General features: G+C 52.8%; 17 protein-coding genes. 10 read left to right on the top strand and 7 right to left on the bottom strand.

Annotated features, from left to right (window positions below):
- The first annotated feature begins 251 nt into the window (after window positions 1-251).
- From V7775_RS19965 to V7775_RS19925, 9 genes are all read left to right on the top strand, one after another.
- Window positions 252-1367 carry an MHYT domain-containing protein gene (locus V7775_RS19965; RefSeq protein WP_443070150.1) on the top strand — a complete coding sequence of 372 codons (1116 nt, stop codon included), beginning with the start codon at window positions 252-254 and terminating at the stop codon, window positions 1365-1367.
- Between the two features lie 134 nt (window positions 1368-1501).
- Entirely contained in the window at window positions 1502-2356 is an 855-nt protein-coding gene (locus V7775_RS19960; RefSeq protein WP_335753677.1) for an FAD binding domain-containing protein, read from the top strand.
- Window positions 2357-2369: 13 nt separating this feature from the next.
- Complete coding sequence (locus V7775_RS19955) at window positions 2370-2864, top strand: (2Fe-2S)-binding protein (RefSeq protein ID WP_335753676.1); 495 nt, start codon at window positions 2370-2372, stop codon at window positions 2862-2864.
- The gene (locus V7775_RS19950) at window positions 2861-5287 is read left to right on the top strand and encodes an aerobic carbon-monoxide dehydrogenase large subunit (protein WP_335753675.1); all 2427 of its coding nucleotides are present in this window, start codon (window positions 2861-2863) and stop codon (window positions 5285-5287) included. The genes V7775_RS19955 and V7775_RS19950 overlap by 4 nt, the downstream gene beginning before the upstream one ends.
- A 51-nt stretch (window positions 5288-5338) precedes the next feature.
- Window positions 5339-6214 carry an AAA family ATPase gene (locus V7775_RS19945; protein WP_335753674.1) on the top strand — a complete coding sequence of 292 codons (876 nt, stop codon included), beginning with the start codon at window positions 5339-5341 and terminating at the stop codon, window positions 6212-6214.
- Window positions 6211-7398, top strand: coding sequence for a vWA domain-containing protein (locus V7775_RS19940; protein WP_335753673.1), 1188 nt, complete (start codon window positions 6211-6213; stop codon window positions 7396-7398). Before V7775_RS19945 ends, V7775_RS19940 begins: the two co-directional genes overlap by 4 nt.
- Window positions 7395-8174: an XdhC family protein gene (locus V7775_RS19935; RefSeq protein WP_335753672.1), complete on the top strand. Its 780-nt coding sequence runs from the start codon at window positions 7395-7397 to the stop codon at window positions 8172-8174. Before V7775_RS19940 ends, V7775_RS19935 begins: the two co-directional genes overlap by 4 nt.
- On the top strand, window positions 8167-8772 hold the full coding sequence (locus V7775_RS19930) for a nucleotidyltransferase family protein (RefSeq protein ID WP_335753671.1): 606 nt from the start codon (window positions 8167-8169) through the stop codon (window positions 8770-8772). Before V7775_RS19935 ends, V7775_RS19930 begins: the two co-directional genes overlap by 8 nt.
- A gap of 116 nt (window positions 8773-8888) precedes the next feature.
- Complete coding sequence (locus V7775_RS19925) at window positions 8889-9341, top strand: CoxG family protein (protein WP_335753670.1); 453 nt, start codon at window positions 8889-8891, stop codon at window positions 9339-9341.
- A 150-nt stretch (window positions 9342-9491) separates the two neighbouring features.
- Here the strand turns inward: V7775_RS19925 and V7775_RS19920 are convergent, their stop codons facing one another.
- From V7775_RS19920 to V7775_RS19895, 6 genes are all read right to left on the bottom strand, one after another.
- Window positions 9492-11177 carry a phosphate ABC transporter substrate-binding/OmpA family protein gene (locus tag V7775_RS19920; RefSeq protein WP_335753669.1) on the bottom strand — a complete coding sequence of 562 codons (1686 nt, stop codon included), beginning with the start codon at window positions 11175-11177 and terminating at the stop codon, window positions 9492-9494.
- Between the two features lie 112 nt (window positions 11178-11289).
- The gene (locus V7775_RS19915) at window positions 11290-12204 is read right to left on the bottom strand and encodes a type IV pili methyl-accepting chemotaxis transducer N-terminal domain-containing protein (protein WP_335753668.1); all 915 of its coding nucleotides are present in this window, start codon (window positions 12202-12204) and stop codon (window positions 11290-11292) included.
- A 60-nt stretch (window positions 12205-12264) separates the two neighbouring features.
- A complete protein-coding gene (locus V7775_RS19910) occupies window positions 12265-13173 on the bottom strand; it encodes a type IV pili methyl-accepting chemotaxis transducer N-terminal domain-containing protein (protein ID WP_335753667.1) in 909 nt (302 codons plus the stop codon).
- 295 nt (window positions 13174-13468) lie between these two features.
- A complete protein-coding gene (locus V7775_RS19905) occupies window positions 13469-14272 on the bottom strand; it encodes a metal ABC transporter permease (RefSeq protein ID WP_335753666.1) in 804 nt (267 codons plus the stop codon).
- Window positions 14272-15027, bottom strand: coding sequence for a metal ABC transporter ATP-binding protein (locus V7775_RS19900; protein ID WP_335753665.1), 756 nt, complete (start codon window positions 15025-15027; stop codon window positions 14272-14274). The genes V7775_RS19905 and V7775_RS19900 overlap by 1 nt, the downstream gene beginning before the upstream one ends.
- Entirely contained in the window at window positions 15024-15536 is a 513-nt protein-coding gene (locus V7775_RS19895) for a Fur family transcriptional regulator (RefSeq protein ID WP_335753664.1), read from the bottom strand. Before V7775_RS19895 ends, V7775_RS19900 begins: the two co-directional genes overlap by 4 nt.
- Window positions 15537-15592: 56 nt before the next feature.
- Between V7775_RS19895 and V7775_RS19890 the strand changes: the two genes are divergently transcribed.
- Window positions 15593-16564 (top strand): zinc ABC transporter substrate-binding protein, encoded by a 972-nt coding sequence (locus V7775_RS19890; RefSeq protein ID WP_335753663.1) that lies wholly within the window; start codon window positions 15593-15595, stop codon window positions 16562-16564.
- Window positions 16565-16654: 90 nt separating this feature from the next.
- Here the strand turns inward: V7775_RS19890 and V7775_RS19885 are convergent, their stop codons facing one another.
- Window positions 16655-18844: an NADP-dependent isocitrate dehydrogenase gene (locus V7775_RS19885; protein WP_335753662.1), complete on the bottom strand. Its 2190-nt coding sequence runs from the start codon at window positions 18842-18844 to the stop codon at window positions 16655-16657.
- Window positions 18845-18935: the final 91 nt, after the last annotated feature.

Here is an 18935-nt window from a genome sequence, read left to right as displayed (position 1 = left end):
AAAACCAACTCCCAGTTCCGCAGACCTGAACTCCAAGCTCGGAATGCATTCCTAAATATCTCTCAGTAGAGTTAATTTTCTAATTCCCTTTCCGCGCTCAGACTCTGCGGCTTGCATATCACTCAGATCAAATGGTGCTCGGGAGAGTGTTCGGCTGTTGCTGGTTCCGATGCGCACTATCAACCAAGGAACCTCGTCTGCTTATCTCGTTACAAGTTTGATTTGTGCGAAATATGATGTCATGACATGTTATGGAATTCCTAGAAGTTAGTCACAATAATATACTTGCCGTTGCCTCGGTCTTGATTGCTATTGTGGCAGGCTTCACTGGGCTAACGCTGTCAAAAGATATTTCTCGTCAATCCGTTTCCCGCCGAAAGGGCTCGGTCGCGATGTCAGCGATCGCCCTGGGTGGTGGGATTTGGTCGATGCACTTTGTTGCAATGCTTGGCATTCAGATGCCAATTCTCTTCTACTATGATGCCGCTATCACGCTTGCGTCGGCGTTGCTCGCAATACTGATTGTCGGGACGGCTTTGCTGCTTCTCCACTTTCGTGAAAGGACACCTGTAACGCTGTGTGCCGCAGGGACCTTGGTTGGATTTGGTATTCTCGCGATGCATTATGTTGGCATGGCTGGCTTACAGCTGTGCCAAGCGGTCTATACTCCGCTGGGGGTCATCCTGGCTGTTGTCTCGGCAGTTGGGCTTTGCATCGCGGCATTCTGGATCGCCTATGGACAGAGAACCCGCCGCAACATTTTGTTGGGCACGCTTTGCTTTGGATTCGCTGTTTGTGCAGTCCATTTTGTTGCTATTTCCGGAACGCGTTTTGTGACCGTACCTAAGTTTAATGAATTTGGTCCAGTCATGAGCAACGAAACATTAGCCCTAGGTGTGATCCTTTCCAGTTTCGCCATCTTTGGTGCTTTTTTGTGGATGAGCGTTACGTTCTTAGTGCCCGATCCCAATGCACCTGATTTGCAGGAAGACAAAGAGCCCAGTAAAAATTTCGAAGATGTAACGCCCCTGCCGATAGCTTTACGTATTCCTTGTGAGCGTGACGGTGGCACCCTTCTAATTGACCCAGCGGATGTCGCGTTTGTACGAGCTGAAGGGCACTACACAAACGTCTACACGCAAAATGGACAACACTTTTGCAGTTGGCCGATCACTGAAGCGACAAAGCGCCTTGGCGAGGTTGGTTTCTTGAAAACCCATCGCAGCTATCTGGTGAACCCCATCCATGTGAACCACTTTGAGCGGTCCAAAGATAGTGGCACCTGCAGTTTTTCTGCCGCCGCCTTACCCGTTGTCCCAGTCAGTCGATCCAACCTCAAGGCCGTTCGAGACGCTTTGGGGATCTAATGTTTCGCAACTCGTGCGCGCTTAGGCGCATTTCGTGAATATTACTTAGCTCTTCATTGAAAAGGGCATGCTTCTGCATACGACAGCGTACAATCTCGACTCCTAACATACATTTGCGGAACGGGAGGCGAAGCATGATACCAGCGGCGTTTGAGTACTACAGGCCGACAGACATGGCGGGCGTGATTGCCCTGCTTCAGGAACACGGAGACGATGCACGCGTAATTGCGGGAGGGCACAGCCTGATCCCAATGATGAAATTGCGAATGGCCGAAGTGCCGCATCTGATCGACTTGCAAGACATCGAAGGGCTCAACAGCATTAGTGTAAACGATGGTGTTGTGACTATTGGTGCGATGACAACCCAGCATGACATTATCAATTCAGAGCCAATGTTGGCTGCTGCTCCGATCATGAAAGAAGCTGCGTTGCAGATCGCTGATCCGCAGGTCCGCTACATGGGTACTGTTGGCGGCAACGTCGCAAACGGCGACCCTGGAAACGACATGCCCGGTCTGATGCAGTGCTTGAATGCGCAGTTCCATCTCACTGGACCAGAAGGTGATCGTACGGTTGATGCACGCGACTTTTACGAAGCGGCCTACATGACTGAGCGTGAAGATGAAGAGGTGCTGATATCTGTATCATTCGCGGTACCCGTAGGTGGATATGCCTATGAAAAGCAGAAACGCAAAATTGGTGACTATGCTACTGCCGCCGCTGCGGTTCAGATTTCCAAAGAGGGTGAAAAAGTAGCGACTGCTTCGATAGCGATGACAAACCTCAGCGATGTACCAGTTTGGTCCGAAGCTGCCGCTGAAGCACTTGTTGGAACTGATTGCGGTGACGCAGCAGTGAAGGCCGCTGTTGCTGCCATGCTGGAAGACATTGACCCGACAGAAGATAACCGCGGCCCTGTCGCATTCAAACGTCACGCTGCAGGCATTGTACTGGGCCGCGCCATCGCGCGCGCTTGGTCACGGGCCTAGGGAGGAGAACACCATGTCAAAAAAAATGCACGTCAAACTGAACGTAAACGGTGAGGACCATGAGTTCCTCGCGGAACCACGCGAACTGCTGATTTATGCGCTGCGCGAAAAGCTAAACATCACTGGCCCACACGTTGGGTGTGAGACATCCCATTGTGGTGCCTGCACTGTTACGATGGATGGCAAGTCCGTAAAGTCCTGCACAGTATTTGTGGCCCAGGCCAACGGAGCCGAAGTTACCACCATCGAAGGCCTCGGCACACCGGACTCCCTGCACGTTTTGCAAGAGAACTTCAAAGAGCACCACGGCCTTCAGTGCGGCTTTTGCACACCGGGTATGATCACCCGCGCAGCCAAGCTGCTTGAAGAAAACCCGAACCCTACCGAAGAAGAAGTTCGGTTTGGCATTGCTGGCAACATTTGCCGCTGCACGGGTTACCAGAACATCGTGAAATCCATTCTGTCAGCAGCGTCTGAACTGAATGCAGCCAAGGAGGCGGCACAATGAAGGACGAAATCACACGCGACGAACGGGTTGCCAATCTTAAAGGTATGGGCTGTTCACGCAAACGCGTTGAGGATGCTCGATTTACTCAGGGTAAGGGTAACTACGTCGATGACGTGAAACTGCCCGGTATGCTGCACGGCGACTTTGTGCGTTCACCTTATGCGCACGCTCGGATTAAATCGATCAACATTGATGCGGCGATGGCGCTGCCCGGTGTGACCGCGGTCTTGACTGCCAAAGACCTTGAGCCACTTGGCCTACACTGGATGCCAACGTTGGCAGGCGACAAGCAGATGGTTCTGGCAGACGGCAAAGTGCTGTTCCAAGGTCAGGAAGTTGCTTTCGTTGTGGCCTCTGATCGTTATGTCGCTGCAGACGCGGTTGAGTTGGTCGAAGTCGACTACGAAGAGCTGGAAGTGCTCGTTGATCCGTTTAAATCACTGCAGTCCGACGTGGTTTTGCGCGAAGATACGGTAAATGAAAACGGCAAGGCCATGGACGGCGCGCACGGTCCTCGCAACCACCCCAACCATATCTTCACATGGGAAGCTGGCGATCTGGAAGCTACAGATCAGGTCATCGACAACGCCGAAGTCGTTGCGACCGAAGAGATGTATTATCACCGCACGCATCCTTGCCCGCTCGAAACATGCGGATCAGTTGCGTCGATGGATAAGGTTAACGGTAAGCTGACCCTTTGGGGTACTTTCCAAGCGCCACACGTGGTGCGTACGGTTGCTTCTCTCCTGTCTGGCATCGAAGAGCACAACATCCGCGTGATCTCTCCTGATATTGGGGGTGGTTTCGGCAACAAGGTTGGCGTCTATCCCGGCTATATCTGTTCCATCGTGGCATCCGTCGTTACTGGCGTGCCAGTGAAATGGGTCGAAGACCGGATGGAAAACCTGATGTCCACCGCATTTGCGCGCGACTATTGGATGAAGGGCAAGATCAGTGCCACAAAAGACGGCAAGATCACGGGCCTGCATTGTCATGTCACAGCAGACCACGGCGCGTTTGACGCTTGTGCAGACCCTACCAAGTTCCCAGCGGGCTTCATGAACATCTGTACAGGTTCCTATGACATCCCAGTGGCGTACCTTGGCGTTGATGGAGTCTACACAAACAAAGCACCGGGCGGCGTGTCTTATCGCTGTTCCTTCCGTGTGACCGAGGCTGTGTACTTCATTGAGCGGATGATCGAAGTCCTCGCGATTGAGTTGAACATGGATCCAGCAGAGCTGCGGTCTATCAACTTTATCAAGAAAGAGCAGTTCCCCTACACCGCTGCACTTGGTTGGGAATACGACTCCGGCGACTATCAAACTGCTTGGGACAAGGCCCTCTTGGCTGTTGACTACAAAGGCCTGCGCGCCGAGCAAGCAGAGCGTGTCGAAGCGTTCAAACGCGGTGAAACCCGTAAGGTCATGGGCATCGGTCTGTCGTTCTTTACCGAGATCGTCGGCGCGGGTCCTGTGAAAAACTGTGACATCCTTGGGATGGGCATGTTTGACAGCTGCGAAATCCGCATCCACCCAACGGGTTCAGCGGTTGCGCGTCTTGGCACAATCTCTCAGGGGCAGGGCCACGCGACAACCTTCGCGCAAATCTTGGCCACCGAGATTGGCATATCTGCGGAAAGCATCACCATTGAGGAAGGCGATACTGACACAGCACCTTATGGTCTGGGTACGTACGGGTCACGCTCAACCCCTGTTGCTGGTGCCGCTGCTGCGATGGCTGGACGCAAAATCCGAGCCAAGGCGCAGATGATCGCAGCCTATCTTCTCGAAGTTCACGACAACGATGTGGAATTCGACGTGGATCGTTTCGTAGTCAAAGGCGCACCTGAGCTGTTTAAGACGATGAAGGAAATCGCCTACGCAGCTTATAACCAAGCAATCCCTGGTCTTGAGCCAGGTCTTGAAGCGGTCAGCTATTACGATCCGCCCAACATGACCTATCCGTTCGGCGCCTATGTCTGTGTTATGGACATCGACGTGGATACTGGTGTTCCAGAAGTTCGTCGTTTCTACGCGTTGGATGACTGCGGCACACGGATCAATCCGATGGTGATTGAAGGCCAAATTCACGGAGGTCTGACAGAGGCTCTTGCCGTCGCACTGGGACAAGAGATTGCCTATGATGACATGGGCAACTGCAAAACTGCTACGTTGATGGACTTCTTCCTTCCAACCGCGTGGGAAGTGCCCAACTACGAGACGGACTTTACCGTAACACCAAGCCCGCATCACCCAATCGGTGCCAAAGGTGTTGGTGAAAGCCCGCACGTTGGTGGCGTGCCGTGTTTCTCAAACGCTGTGCAGGATGCATTCCGTCCGTTTGGCAACCGTCATACCAACATGCCCCATGACCACTGGCGCATCTGGAAGACAGCCAACGATCTTGGCATGCACGACTAACGCACTTGGAACAGGCCGCGATGTGCGGCCTGTTCCACCGGGAGGATTTTGATGACTTGGACTACGTTACAATCGGCCATGGCCGAACAGGGATATATTGCCTCAGGTGATCTGGCGATGGCGCTGCATCTGTCGCTCTCACTTGGGCGTCCGCTGTTGCTGGAAGGGGCAGCTGGCGTTGGCAAAACCGAGGTGGCACGTGTACTTGCTGCTGCGCAGGACACACAGTTGATCCGTTTGCAATGTTACGAGGGCCTTGATGCCGCACAGGCTATCTATGAGTGGAACTATCAACGGCAATTGCTGGCTATCCGCGCCGCATCTGAAGATGGTGAGACGGGAAAGTCCGTTGAAACCCGTATTTTTTCAGATGAATTCTTGTTAGAGCGGCCACTGCTTAAGGCGATTCGCCAGCAAAAAGCTCCCGTACTGTTGATCGATGAAATCGACCGCGCGGATGAGGAGTTTGAGGCATACCTGCTTGAAATTCTCTCTGAATTCCAAATTACGATCCCGGAAATGGGAACTATCACGGCGACAACTCGGCCGATGGTTATTCTTACGGCTAATGGTACCCGCGACCTAAGCGATGCTTTGCGCCGTAGATGCCTTTATGCCCATGTTCCCTATCCAGATCATGAAACTGAACTGTCGATACTTGTTACGCGCTACCCTGACATCACTGATCTGCTGTGTGCGCAGATTGTGGGGTTTGTGCAGGCTTTGCGTAAAAAGGATCTGGAAAAGAAACCGGGCATTGCAGAGATGCTAGATTTTGCTGCGGCACTGATGGGCCTTGGCGTTGCTGATCTGACGGCCGATCCCGTGATATTGCAGGCGACCCTTGCGACCTTGCTGAAAACGCAAAGGGACCGCGACGCGATGCCTACTGAAATTGCGCAACGACTGGCAGGGAAAGCCGCATGAGCCTTGTAACCAAATTTGCAGCACGTGATCCGGGGCCTGCCGCGCGCATGGCTGGATTTGTTGCGCATTTGCGGGATAATGGCTTGCGTCTTGGCGTGGGCGAGACGGGAATAGCATTGGATGCTTTGACCCATATCAACGCTGCAATTCCACATGATACACGCCGTGCGTTGAAATCGATCTTTACGGGATGTGCTGAAGAAGCTGCGCAGTTCGATGGGCTGTTCAACAGCTTTTGGATGAACGGAGGACGCGTCAAAACCCGAGTAACGCCAACAGCTACGCCACACCTGAATGAAAACACACATTCGTCCCGCGATGCGGATACCCAAAGCGACCCCAGTAGCGGGGCAGGTGATATCAGCGCCCCTGACGGCGGAGATGGCGAAGCGGAAAGTGATGGCGAGGGCAAGTTGGTAGCCACGGATGTGGCCAACCTGTTCAAAAAAGACCTGCGCGATATCGTGCGCCCCGAGGACATTGCCGAAGCTGAAAAAATCGCGCTACGTCTTGGTGCCGCAATGCGGGATCGGCGCTCACGTCGTCGAAAAGCGGCGCGCAAAGGTGATCAAATTCACTTTCGTAAGGTCATGCGGCAAAGCCTTGCAACAGGTGGAGAGCCCTTTGCACTGCCCAAACGCAAGCGGCCTGAGCGGACCCTTAGGATTACAGCGATCTGCGATGTTTCTGGTTCAATGACAGTATACTCACGCATCTTTCTTGCGTTTCTAGCGGGGCTCATGCGAGCAGACGCGCGCGCTGACGCATATCTGTTTCACACCCGTTTGGTTCGGATCACCGAGGCGTTGCGCGACAAAGACGCTCTGCGTGCTCTTGCGCGCTTGTCGTTGCTGGCGGATGGTTTTGCCGGGGGGTCAAAAATAGGCGAAAGTCTGGACCGTTTTGCAGGCACCTATGGCCGTAAATTTGTCGACAACCGAACTGTCGTGATGATCCTTTCAGATGGCTATGACACGCAATCGCCTGACAGTATTTCAGATGCGTTGGAGCGTCTGAAAAAACGTGGCTGCAAGATAATTTGGTTAAACCCGCTAAAGGGCTGGGATGGCTATGAACCAACGGCGCGTGCAATGGCGGGAGCATTGCCGCACCTTGACCTGTTTCGCGCGGCCAACACGCTGGATGATCTGGCGGCACTAGAACCGGAGCTTGCCCGGTTATGACACCTCAACAACTTATGAATAACGGTCTGCAAGAGGGTGAAGATTGCTTTGCCATTGCGACGATTGTGCGCACAGCTGGTACAACGGCGGCAAAGCCCGGTGCAAAAGCATTACTGCGTGAAGATGGTACAATCCTTGAAGGTTGGCTTGGCGGCGGCTGTGTGCGCGGCGCGATCAAAACCGCAACCTTGCGCGCCTATTCAACGGGCCAACCGCAGTTCATTTCGGTCGCCCCAGAGGAAGAACTAACGCAAAAAGGTGTCCGTGCGGGCGATGACGTTGAAGGAATCCGATTTGCGCGCAATGGGTGCCCGTCCAAAGGCACAATCGATATTTTCATCGAACCCTTTCTGCCTGAACCAGAATTGTTGATTTTCGGGGAGTCTCCGGTCGCGACCAAATTACGGGAGCTTGCTCCGCATTTCGGTTGGACTATGACGGCGGCAAAGGGGGACACTCCGCTAGCGCCGCGAACCGCTGGGCGTGGCCGCTATCTGGTGATTGCAACACAGGGGCAGGGCGACCTTGTCGCGTTGCAAACGGGACTGGCGGATACAGCGGACTATGTTGCGTTTGTTGGCAGCACCAAAAAATATGCGAGTCTGTCCGACAAACTAATCACGGGTGGTATCGACGCAGCGCAGGTTGCTTCGGTTAACGCGCCGGCAGGCCTTAACATCGGGGCGGTTACCCCTTCCGAGATCGCGCTATCTATCCTTGCAGAACTTACGCAGGCCAAACGTGATCATCTAACGCGTGTTGCTCAAAATGGATAAGGTTGGAGCCATCATATTGGCTGCGGGCCTGTCCCGTCGGATGGAAGATCGCAATAAGTTGCTGCTGCCGATAGGTGGCGTGCCGATGATCCGGCGCGTTGTGGAGACCTACCTTGCCGCTGTGGACGGAGAGGTTTGTGTGGTCACCGGATTTGAGGCCGCTCGGATTGAGGCGACAATTTCAGACTTGCCTGTCCGCTTGATCCGTAATGCCGAGTACGAAAAGGGCCAACCCTTCTCTGTTCGCTCAGGGCTTCTTGAGGTGCCGATGGCTGAGCACCTGTTGATCGGATTGGGTGATCAGCCTGAGTTGACGGCCCAAGACTTGCGTACTTTGGTAGAGGCCCATTTGGCTACCGATTTGACCAAGATTTCGATCCCTTTCCACAACGGAATTCGCGGCAATCCGATCGTAGTACCAGCATCTATGCGTACTCAATTACTTGAGGATAAGACAAATCCTGGCTGCGGAAAATTCACTCGGAGCAACCCAAAATTGGCACAGAATGTATTGTTGCCGCAGGGTGGATTTTTTACCGACATCGACACACCAGCCGCATACGTGGCCTTTCAACAAATTGCGTCCAAAGGGGCATGACATGAACCAACTACGCAAATATTTTGGCGCGTTGCGCCAAAAATGGAGGCTCACTCCGGAGCAAGCCGAAACGCTTGCGACCATCAAATTCCCCTGCTGTTAAAAAAGGAAAAACAATGGAACTTAAAGACGAAATTGTAATCAATGCCTCTAAAGAACGGGTTTATGCTGCCCTGAATGATCCAGAAATTTTGCGTCAATGCATCCCGGGTTGCGAAGAACTGCTCCAGCATTCGGACACAGAGCTTGAAGCGAAGATTGTGCTCAAAGTTGGGCCAGTTAAGGCTCGTTTCAGCGGCGACGTTCAGTTGGACAGGAGCGGCGCGCCTGATGCGTTTTCACTGACTGGGCAAGGGAACGGCGGCGCTGCTGGGCACGCAAAGGGTGGCGCGGATGTCACGCTGGTGGCTGACGGCGATAAAACGATTTTATCGTATGACGCGAAGGCCCAGATCGGCGGCAAGCTGGCACAGTTGGGCAGTCGCCTTATCCAAAGCACTGCGAAGAAACTCGCGGCCAAATTCTTCAAGAGCTTTGCACAGGTCTTGGAAGAGGAAAAAACTGCTTAACGCGAAGATATTCAAAATGAATACGTTTACCGACTAGGTGGAAATCGCGTTCTTTTTGCTTTCAAAAATAAGCTGCCCTTGCCGTATAATTACGACGAGGGCAGCTTTTTATTTATTAGAACATTGGGCCCGCGCTTTTGACGGCATGGATCAATTTTGTACGCGTGCCCATACTTCGACGCGACGGTTGCTTGCACGACCAGAATCGGTGTCGTTACAATCGACAGGCATCTGTTCCCCAAAGCCCATACTCGTCAGGTTCAACCTCTGAAGTGTCGTTGGATCAAACTCTTGCGCTAACACATCCTGAACAGCTTGAGCACGGCGTGCAGAAAGCGATGTATTGGGTGCTGCCGGACCAGTGTTATCAGCGAATCCAACCAGAAGAACTTCTTGACCATCAAATTCGTTCCCACGAAGACGTTTCGCAAGATCTTTGATATTTAGAAGAGATTCTTCATCCAAAACTGAGGATCCGGTAAGAAAGCGGAACGTAATGGACAGCCGGTCAGCTGAACGTAACTCTCTCATCATAGACGCAAATTCTACTCCATCGAAATCAGGCTCGACTGCGGCTGTGTGGACTACGGCAACACCCATATCCTGAATTTTTTCGCGTTGGAGCTTGGCGGCCGTATATCCCCATTTGGTAATATTCGTTACTGCCGCTGCTGTCTGGGTCCACTCTAGGAACGATTGCGCAAATGGATGAGCGCCAGTTCCGCGTGCATAGGAATAGATGGGCTGTGTGAATGGGTAATGCTGGGTACGTATGCCGAATTGAGTAGGTTCTGCGGTCAACCCGCATGCTTTGCGTACTGCTAGCATTTTGGCGTTCGATTGGTCTGCTACAGTGCGATGCACTAGGCCAAGAGCATTACGGTTCGCTTTTACCGCCTCAACAACCTGTGCTTCGGTGCTATGGGTGATGACGGCGCTAGTGCTGGAGGCACTTAGCCCTGTGAGCCAGCCAGCCGTGTCGCCGCCTTCTTCAGCCATATGAATTGTAATCGGTGCTTCCCCTGCCCCAAGGGAGCGCCAAGAGGTGATATCCCGGTCCCAAATCCGGCTGATTTCAACAAGGCTCAAATCACGGACGGGGTTGTCACGGTGACCGACGATCACTTGTCCGTCAAAGGCTAAAGGGCTCTGTAATAGATCGTTAAGACCTGCAGCGGATGCAAGTAGCGTGTCAATTTGTTGTTGTTCATAGACGAGCACTTCAGCTGATCTATCTGAAAGTGCGCCAACAGCATCTTGTGGGCTTCTTATCACCAAGCTGATGTCAGCAACCAATTCGCTGTCATCTGAAGAAAAGATTTGAACGGACCGCGTCGTCTCATCATTTGTTTTGGATTCAAACGTCTGGCCCGTTTCCTCAGCGTAGCCAACAAGTAGGTCCGCCAACATTGTGCTGATCCGAGGGGATGATGCAAAAATTGTAAATTCTGGTTTGTAGGTGTCGATGACAGGACAGGCAGGCCCCTCGCAGCTTACATTTCCGGCTGCTACCCGAAATTCGCCCAGTGCATTGCGAATGACATAATGGCCTTCTTCAACGGCTAATAATTCGCCGCTTATTCGAGTTTCGTCATCAATTGAATTGAGCACAACCTGTCGAGTCGTTGCCACCACTTCGGGTATGATCGGCACAACGGGGCACCCAGCGCCAGTGCATTGAACTGCGTTGCGGGGGACGGTCATAAGCCCAAGAGTCCCCTTTATCGTAAAGTTCTCTTCATCAAAGGCGATCAATTCACCAGTAATCGAAATGCTTCCGGTGGGTGAATCAAGCGTAACAATGGGCTGTGATTGCGCGAAAGCAGGGAGGGACATGGCCAGTATTACTGCCCCAACGATTGAAGTTGCTGAGCATATTCTTTTTGGCAGGGGAAACATCGACTTCTCCAGTAATAACTTATTACAAATTAGTTTCATCAAAATAGCATTAAATTTTTGAACCCAACTCGACATATAAATGTTCGATGTGTTGGGCTGCCTCTAACAAGGCTTCTTCTTGTGATGCAATTGAGTAGAGTTCCAGAAGACCTGGTTCAGCACCGTCCGCGACGCTGCGAATGATTGGACCAAGGTCGCTCCAGCGGCTTTTTTCTTCTAACAACGCAAGTTTGATGTGTTCCGGCGGTGGCGGCAAAGTCAGTTCTTCAACGCCGCCGATCAACGCCTGCAGTGAATTTTCGTAGAGATCTGCAGAGTCAGCCAAAATTTTGCGGTTTTCTTCGGGTTTAAATCCAAGCGCGATGTTACCAACTTCTTTCGCCATCTTTTGCGTTAGCATCTCCTGACGGGCAGCCAGTTCAACTGAAATTAGAACAGCGAGCTTTTTCGTACTGTCGCCATATACCGAAAGTAGACGCTTTTCGACGTTTTCGGACATGAACAGCAATGCTGAACTTGCTCTGGCAATAGCGTCAAAGTCGGCTTCTTCAACGAATCCATTAGAGACGATGGAGGCCACGGCCCCCCGCATGATTGGCCAAACTGAATCAACAGCAGATAGCGCCTCGAGAACTTCACCACTTTGTTCTGCTGTGATCCCTAGGTCTGCATCACCGTTACGCAACCCCGCGAGCACTTTATCAAACCGTGCTGCCGCACTTTCGATACCAGCTAAGAAGCGAGACGGTTCGACATTCAGTTTGATGAAATTCGCGCACATTGGGATGCGCTGGGTGATTACGGCCTGTTCCTCGGCCAATCCGATGCGGCGAACGGCAGCAGAGAAATCGCTTTCGTCGCCAGCGGCCTGCGCTGCATTTCCGCTTACAAATAGCGTGCCCGCAGCCGCCGCTGCACCTCCTGCAAACTCTCGGCGGGTGAGGGCATTTAGAACCTTGGTCATCTTGTCATCCTTGTCATCGCTCAGGGGCGTAACGTATTGTGTCGATATTAATTTGTAGGTTTAGACTAGCTCGGCTTCTTTGATCAGCACGTCAGACATAACATCAAAGGCGGCAAGCATAACGTCGGCCTCTTTTGCCAGCTCTTGCACTTCGTCAGGGCTCACTTGATGGGATTGATCCAGTTTTTCAAGGATCGGTTGGAGCTTTGCCCAGCAATGTTTGGCCTTGGATAGCTGTTTTGAAATCTCTTCGCTCGGTGTGGGCAGTGTCTGTCCATTGTGCTGCATTTGACCTGCAAGCTTATCCAGACCAAACTGGAACAACTGTACCGATCCGGTCAACATCTCATGATGCGCTTCGACATCAAATCCGAGTGCCACCAGGATCGCTTCTTTGATCATCTTTTGCGACAGTGTCCGCTGCGTACCAACAACGTCGATTTGATACGCAAGGCCAAGCGGAATTTCTTCTTTGTATTCCAACAGAATTCGATGAATGAGGCTGTCGGCCAATGTCATAACCAGTGTGTTGGTCTTTTCGATCTTGGTAAACTGGGCTTCATCAACAGCATCTGTTTCGATGACCGCCTTGAGTTCAGGGCCAAGCGCTTTCCATCCAAACTCCACCGTATTGATAGCCTCAAGCACTAATTTGTTTTGCTCTGGCTCCATTGCGTAGTTTGAATCGCCCATCCGCAGTGCGGCTATGTCGGATTCGAACTCATCGTATTCTTCTCGCAGTACGTCGAGGTAGTGATTTTTTTCAACATCAAGCATGACAAAGGCTGCCGAAAGAGCCATGCGCTGTGTGAACATACGCAGATCGCCAGCAATCTTAATCTTATGGCTGATATCGATTGCGGCAGCGGCGATACTAGGGCTGAAGGCCAGAATACTCATGGCGATAATCGACGTGGATGACACCAATTTTAGAAGGGTCCTGCGGTCAATTGCTCTTGTACTTTTCATGGGGCCTCATTTGTCGAATGGTTACAATTAGATCCATGACAGCAATCGTACGGCACAGTATTACGGCGCTTTTATTTAGCCAGTCACCGACGCTTGGTATTTATGGTCCGAAAATACTAAGCTTCGATTTAAATCAGTGCAAGCGTTCCGATGCGTCGCAATCGCACTATTCTGGTTTCTTAATTGGGTTTGGTTCCGCTTTTCTATATCCGTACTTAACCTAACTTTGCCGCCAAATTAACAATGAGAAATTTGGCTACAAAGACCAAAATTCTAACAGTTATCCCGACGGGCCCTATCGCGATTGCACCGCTGTTCGTAGGCCATTCATAACGCTGAGCGTGGCGAAAATGAGAGCGGCGACGCAGACAATGGAGGGACCTGCGGGCGTATCCAGAATATAGGCAGCTCGCAGGCCAGTCACCGCTGAAACACTCCCTATGCCGGCGGCAACAATGGCCATGCCTTCGGGTGTTCGACTTAGAGGTCTGGCAGCGGCAGCAGGGATGATGAGCAGGGCGGCAATCAACAGGACGCCTACAACCTTGATAGCAACGGCAACAGTTACCGCAAGCGCAAGCGTCAGCACCAGCTGTTCACGTTTGGGATCGATCCCGCAGGCATAAGCAAGGTCTTCGTTCAGTGTTGACGTCAGCAACGCTGACCAGCGCCAGCAAATGAGGGCGACAACAACGGCGGCGCCACTCCATATTACCCAAAGGTCAGTTTTGGAGACAGCCAAAATGTCACCAAACAGGTAGGCCATCAGATCGATCCGTATCCCAGACAGGAACGAAACAGCGACCAAGCCAAAGGCAAGAGCCGAATGTGCCAGAACGCCCAACAGTGTATCCATCGCGTACCCGCGCCCCGTTAGAATGTTCACGGTTATGGCCATGACAAGCGCGACCGCTAAAGCCCCAGCAAAGACGGAAATTGATAGGGCCAGCGACAATGCCACGCCAAGAATGGCGGCATGTGCCGTAGCGTCGCCGAAATACGCCATGCGCCGCCATACAACAAAACACCCCAACGGAGCGGCTGCCAGTGCTACACCAATGCCCGCGATTGTCGCACGCATCATAAAATCATCAAACATTATTCCGCGGCCTCTGTGTGATCATGGTCGTGAGAATGATCGTGTGGATGGTGATCGTGGTCATGATCGTGGCGATAGAGGGCCAAGGCCCCCATCGTGCCGGACCCAAACAGCGCGCGGTACTCTGGCGCAGAAGCAACTACTTCTGGTGTTCCCTCGCAACAGACGTGCCCATTCAGGCAAACCACTCTGTCTGACGCGCTCATCACAACATGCAATTCATGGCTAATCATTAGGATCGCACAGCCTGTGTCGCGCCTGACCGTTTCTATCTGACGATAAAACGCTGCAGACCCCGGTTGATCAAGCCCTTGAGTGGCTTCATCCAGCAACAAAAGCTGCGGCTTGCCAATCAGCGCCCGCGCAAGAAGAACCCGCTGGAACTGCCCGCCCGACAGTCGAGCCATTTGGGCGCTAGCAAGGTTGGGTACCCCCGCCTGAGCAAGCGCTTCATTGACAGCAGAGGAGGCGGCACCGCGGGGGAGTGTCAAGAACCGCGCTACTGTCATGGGCAAGGTTGGATCAATGTGCAGTTTTTGTGGGACGTAGCCCAGCCGAACTCCCTCGCCGCGCGTGACCTGCCCCTTGTGAGGGCGCACCGCACCAATGATTGCGCGCAATAGGCTGGTTTTCCCTGACCCGTTTGGACCAACAATGGTTACGATTTCTCCGGCATCAATATTTAGCGTCACGTGTGACAGTACTGTATTGGCACCGTATCGAATGCTCAGGTTCTCAACTGAAACGAGGTTCATGAATCTTCCTTTTTGGCGCACCCGGGGCAGATACCTTCGGCTTCGACCACTGTGCGCTCAATTTGAAACCCTGTTGCTCGTGCGGCATCGCTCAGTGCGCTTTGGTCAGGGTCCGATTGCGCCTCTGCCACGGAATCGCACAAACGGCAAATCATAAACGAAGGGTTGTGGGATTCGTCAGGGTGGGCACAGGCAATAAAGGCATTGAGGCGTTCGATTTTATGCGCCAACCCGTGGTTCACCAGAAAATCGAGCGCGCGGTACGCAACGGGTGGCTGAGATCCGAAGCCGTCTTCGCGCAATCGGTCTAGGATGACATAAGCGCCTAACGCGCGATGCTCTTGCAGCAGAATTTCCAACACTTTACGGCGCACCGGGGTAAAGCGCAGGCCATCTTCAGCGCACCGTGTTTCTGCGGCTGATAGACCGTCCGAAACGCAGGCCGCATGGTCGTGCCGTGCAAAGCCAAGAGGCGTTGCCGTCGAATTGTTCCGAGCATCACTTGTCATGTTATTACATTTCTATTATGTGATTTGAAATGTTATAAAATCACATGGAGAATATGATGTCCAGAACGCTACTGCCTATTTCGCTTGTCACGGCACTGACCGCAGGCGTTGCTTTTGCCGATGTGCCGCGTGTTGCCACTGACATTGCGCCAGTTCATTCTCTGGTTGCGCGGGTCATGGGTGACCTCGGCACCCCGGGTCTGGTTATTCAGTCAGGTGCAAGCCCTCATGAGTATGCGTTGCGCCCGTCTGATGCGAACACCCTACAGACCGCCGATCTGATTTTCTGGATCGGTTCTGATTTGACGCCGACACTGGGTGACACCATCACAACCATCGCACCGGATGCTTTGGTTATCGAGCTTTTAGAGGATGAACGCACCGTAATGCTGGAAACCCGAGAGGGAGCCTTGTTTGAAAAGCATGATCACAGCGACGAAGAACATGAAGGCGAAGATCACGAGACGCATGAGGAACATGAAGATGGGCATGAAGATCACGCAGATCATGAAGGTCACGATCATGACCCCCATGCGTGGCTTTCGGTGCAAAACGCGGCAACTTGGTTGAACGTCATTGCCGGGCAGCTTTCCGAGGTGGACCCAGAGCACGCGGGCACTTATTTTGCTAATGCTGCGGCGGGCCGCGCAGAGTTGGCGGTCTTAAGTGATGAAGTCAACGAAATGCTTGAGCCCGTACGCACGGGCCGCTTCATTGTCTTCCATGACGCCTATCAATACTTTGAAACAGATTTTGATTTCACGGCCTCGGGAGCGATTTCAATCGGTGACGCATCTGATCCCAGCCCTGCGCGTATTGGAGAGATCAGAGACAGAATTGCCGCACAGGGCATTGATTGTGTGCTGACCGAGCCGCAATTTAACGCGGGCCTTGTGGCTGCTGTGCTCGATGGTTCTGAGGCAAAAACTAGCGTCCTTGACCCGATGGGATCGGACCTGAAATCGGGGCCTAAGCTGTATCCCCAAATGATCCGCAACCTAGCGGCGGCACTTGTTGAATGTCTGTAAGACATATCGTTCTGGGTATTTTGGTGATGTAAAAATAGAAAGGCCGCGCATTCGGGAACGAAGCGCGGCCTTTCTTATTATTTGATCCGCTTATCCGATGATACGGTTCAGCGTTTCTGAAGGGCGCATGACCTTAGCTGTCTTTGCTGGGTCAGTATGAAAATACCCACCCAAGTCGGCAGCGGACCCTTGAGCAGCAGCAAGTTCAGAAATGATCTGTGCTTCGTTTGATGCCAATGCTTCGGCGACGGGTTTGAAGTATGTCGCAAGATCGGCGTCATCTGATTGTGCAGCCAATGCATCAGCCCAGTACCGTGCGAACCAATAGTGACTGTCGCGGTTATCAGGCTCACCTACTTTGCGCGAAGGCGAGTGGCCATTGTCCAAGATGCCCTGTGTGGCGGCATCAACGGCATTGCCCAAAACGCGGGCCTTTTCGTTGTTCTTGGCATCTGCAAGGAAGGTCAGGCTTTCACCCAATGCACAGAACTCGCCCAGGCTGTCCCAGCGCAAGTGACTTTCTTCCTGAAGTTGTTGGACGTGCTTTGGAGCAGAACCGCCAGCGCCTGTTTCAAACAGACCGCCACCGTTCATCAACTTAACAATGGAGAGCATCTTGGCAGAAGTTGCCAGCTCTAGGATCGGGAAAAGGTCGGTCAGGTAGTCGCGCAGCACGTTGCCTGTGATGGCAATTGTGTTTTCGCCTTTTGTGATCGTCTCCAGTGATGCGCGGGTGGCTTCGCGCGGCGCCATGATCTCGAATTTGTCGGCAACGCCTTGGGTTTCGAGGATCGGTTTGACATAGGCAATCAGTTCCGCGTCGTGCGCGCGGTCTGCATCCAGCCAGAAAATTGCGCGGCAGCCTTCGGCCTTTTGGCGAGAAATGGCAAGATTGACCCAATCTTCAATCGGTGCTTGGCGTGCAGAGGCAGAGCGCCAGATGTCGCCCGCCTCAACAGCATGCTCATGAAGCACAGTACCGTCTTGCAGGATCATCTTTACGGTGCCTGCTGCTGGCATCTCGAATGTTGTCGGGTGAGAGCCGTATTCTTCGGCTTTCTGCGCCATCAAACCGACGTTTTGAACGGTGCCTGCGGTGGCTGGATTCAGCTTGCCGTTTTCCTTAAAGAATTTGACTGACTCGTCATAAACGGGCGCGTAGGAATTGTCAGGGATCACGCAGTTGGTGTCTGATTCAGTGCCGTCTGGTCCCCAACCCTTGCCGCCAGCGCGGATCAGTGCGGGCATGGATGCATCAATGATGACGTCTGATGGCACGTGAAGGTTGGTGATGCCTTTGTCGGAATCGACCATGTACATTGGCGGACGGGACGCAATGCACGCATCGATGTCAGCTTTGATTGCTGCGTTGCCTTCAACACGGGCCAGCAGATCGCCAAGGCCTGAGTTCGGGTTTACGCCAAGGTCAGCCATTGCATCGCCGTGCTTTTCAAACACAGGAGCAAGGAATGCTTTTACAGCGTGACCAAAGATGATCGGGTCAGAGACCTTCATCATCGTGGCTTTCATGTGTAGCGAAAACAGCGTGCCATCTGCTTCGGTCTCTTCGATCTCGTTTTTCAGGAACGCCTGAAGGGCTGCTGCGCTCATGAACGTGGCGTCAACAACGGTTCCAGCTGGGTATGTAATGCCCTCTTTCAGAACGGTTTCGCCTGTGTCTGTCGTAAGGACGATCTTGGCGGTTGCCTCAGCAGCAAGCGTTTTGGATGTCTCATTGGCGAAAAAATCGCCACCGGACATCGCGGAGACCTTTGTTTTGCTGTCGCCAGTCCATTCACCCATGCGGTGTGGATTGCTTTGGGCAAAGCTTTTTACAGCTTTTGCTGCGCGGCGGTCTGAGTTGCCTTCGCGCAAAACTGGGTTCACGGCAGAACCTTTGAGCGTGTCATACTTGGCGCGCACTGCTTTTTCATCGTCTGTTTTGGGGGCTTCGGGATAGTCGGGCAGGGCGAAACCTTGTGTCTGAAGCTCTTTGACCGCGGCAACCAGTTGCGGCACGGACGCAGAGATATTGGGGAGCTTGATGACGTTGGCATCGGCTGTTTTGACCAAAAGACCTAGCTCGGCCAGATCGTCGGACTGGCGCTGGTCTTCTTTCAGGTGCTCAGGGAAGGTAGACAGAATTCTGGCCGCAAGACTGATGTCTTTTGTTCCGACAGATACGCCTGCGGCGGCTGCAAATTTCTGAATAATCGGCAGGAACGATGCAGAAGCCAGCTCAGGCGCCTCGTCCACTTTGGTGTAGATGATATCTGACATGGGAATCTCCTTTGAAATGACTTTGCCGCTTCTTAGCGGATAGAGCGGGATACGTCGATAGTATACCGTGGTATACTGTGCGATCTGTAAC

Origin of the sequence: Sulfitobacter sp. (genome assembly GCF_036960155.1) — a bacterium.
Classification (GTDB): Bacteria; Pseudomonadota; Alphaproteobacteria; order Rhodobacterales; family Rhodobacteraceae; genus Sulfitobacter.
This window is presented reverse-complemented; position numbering and strand designations above follow the sequence as displayed.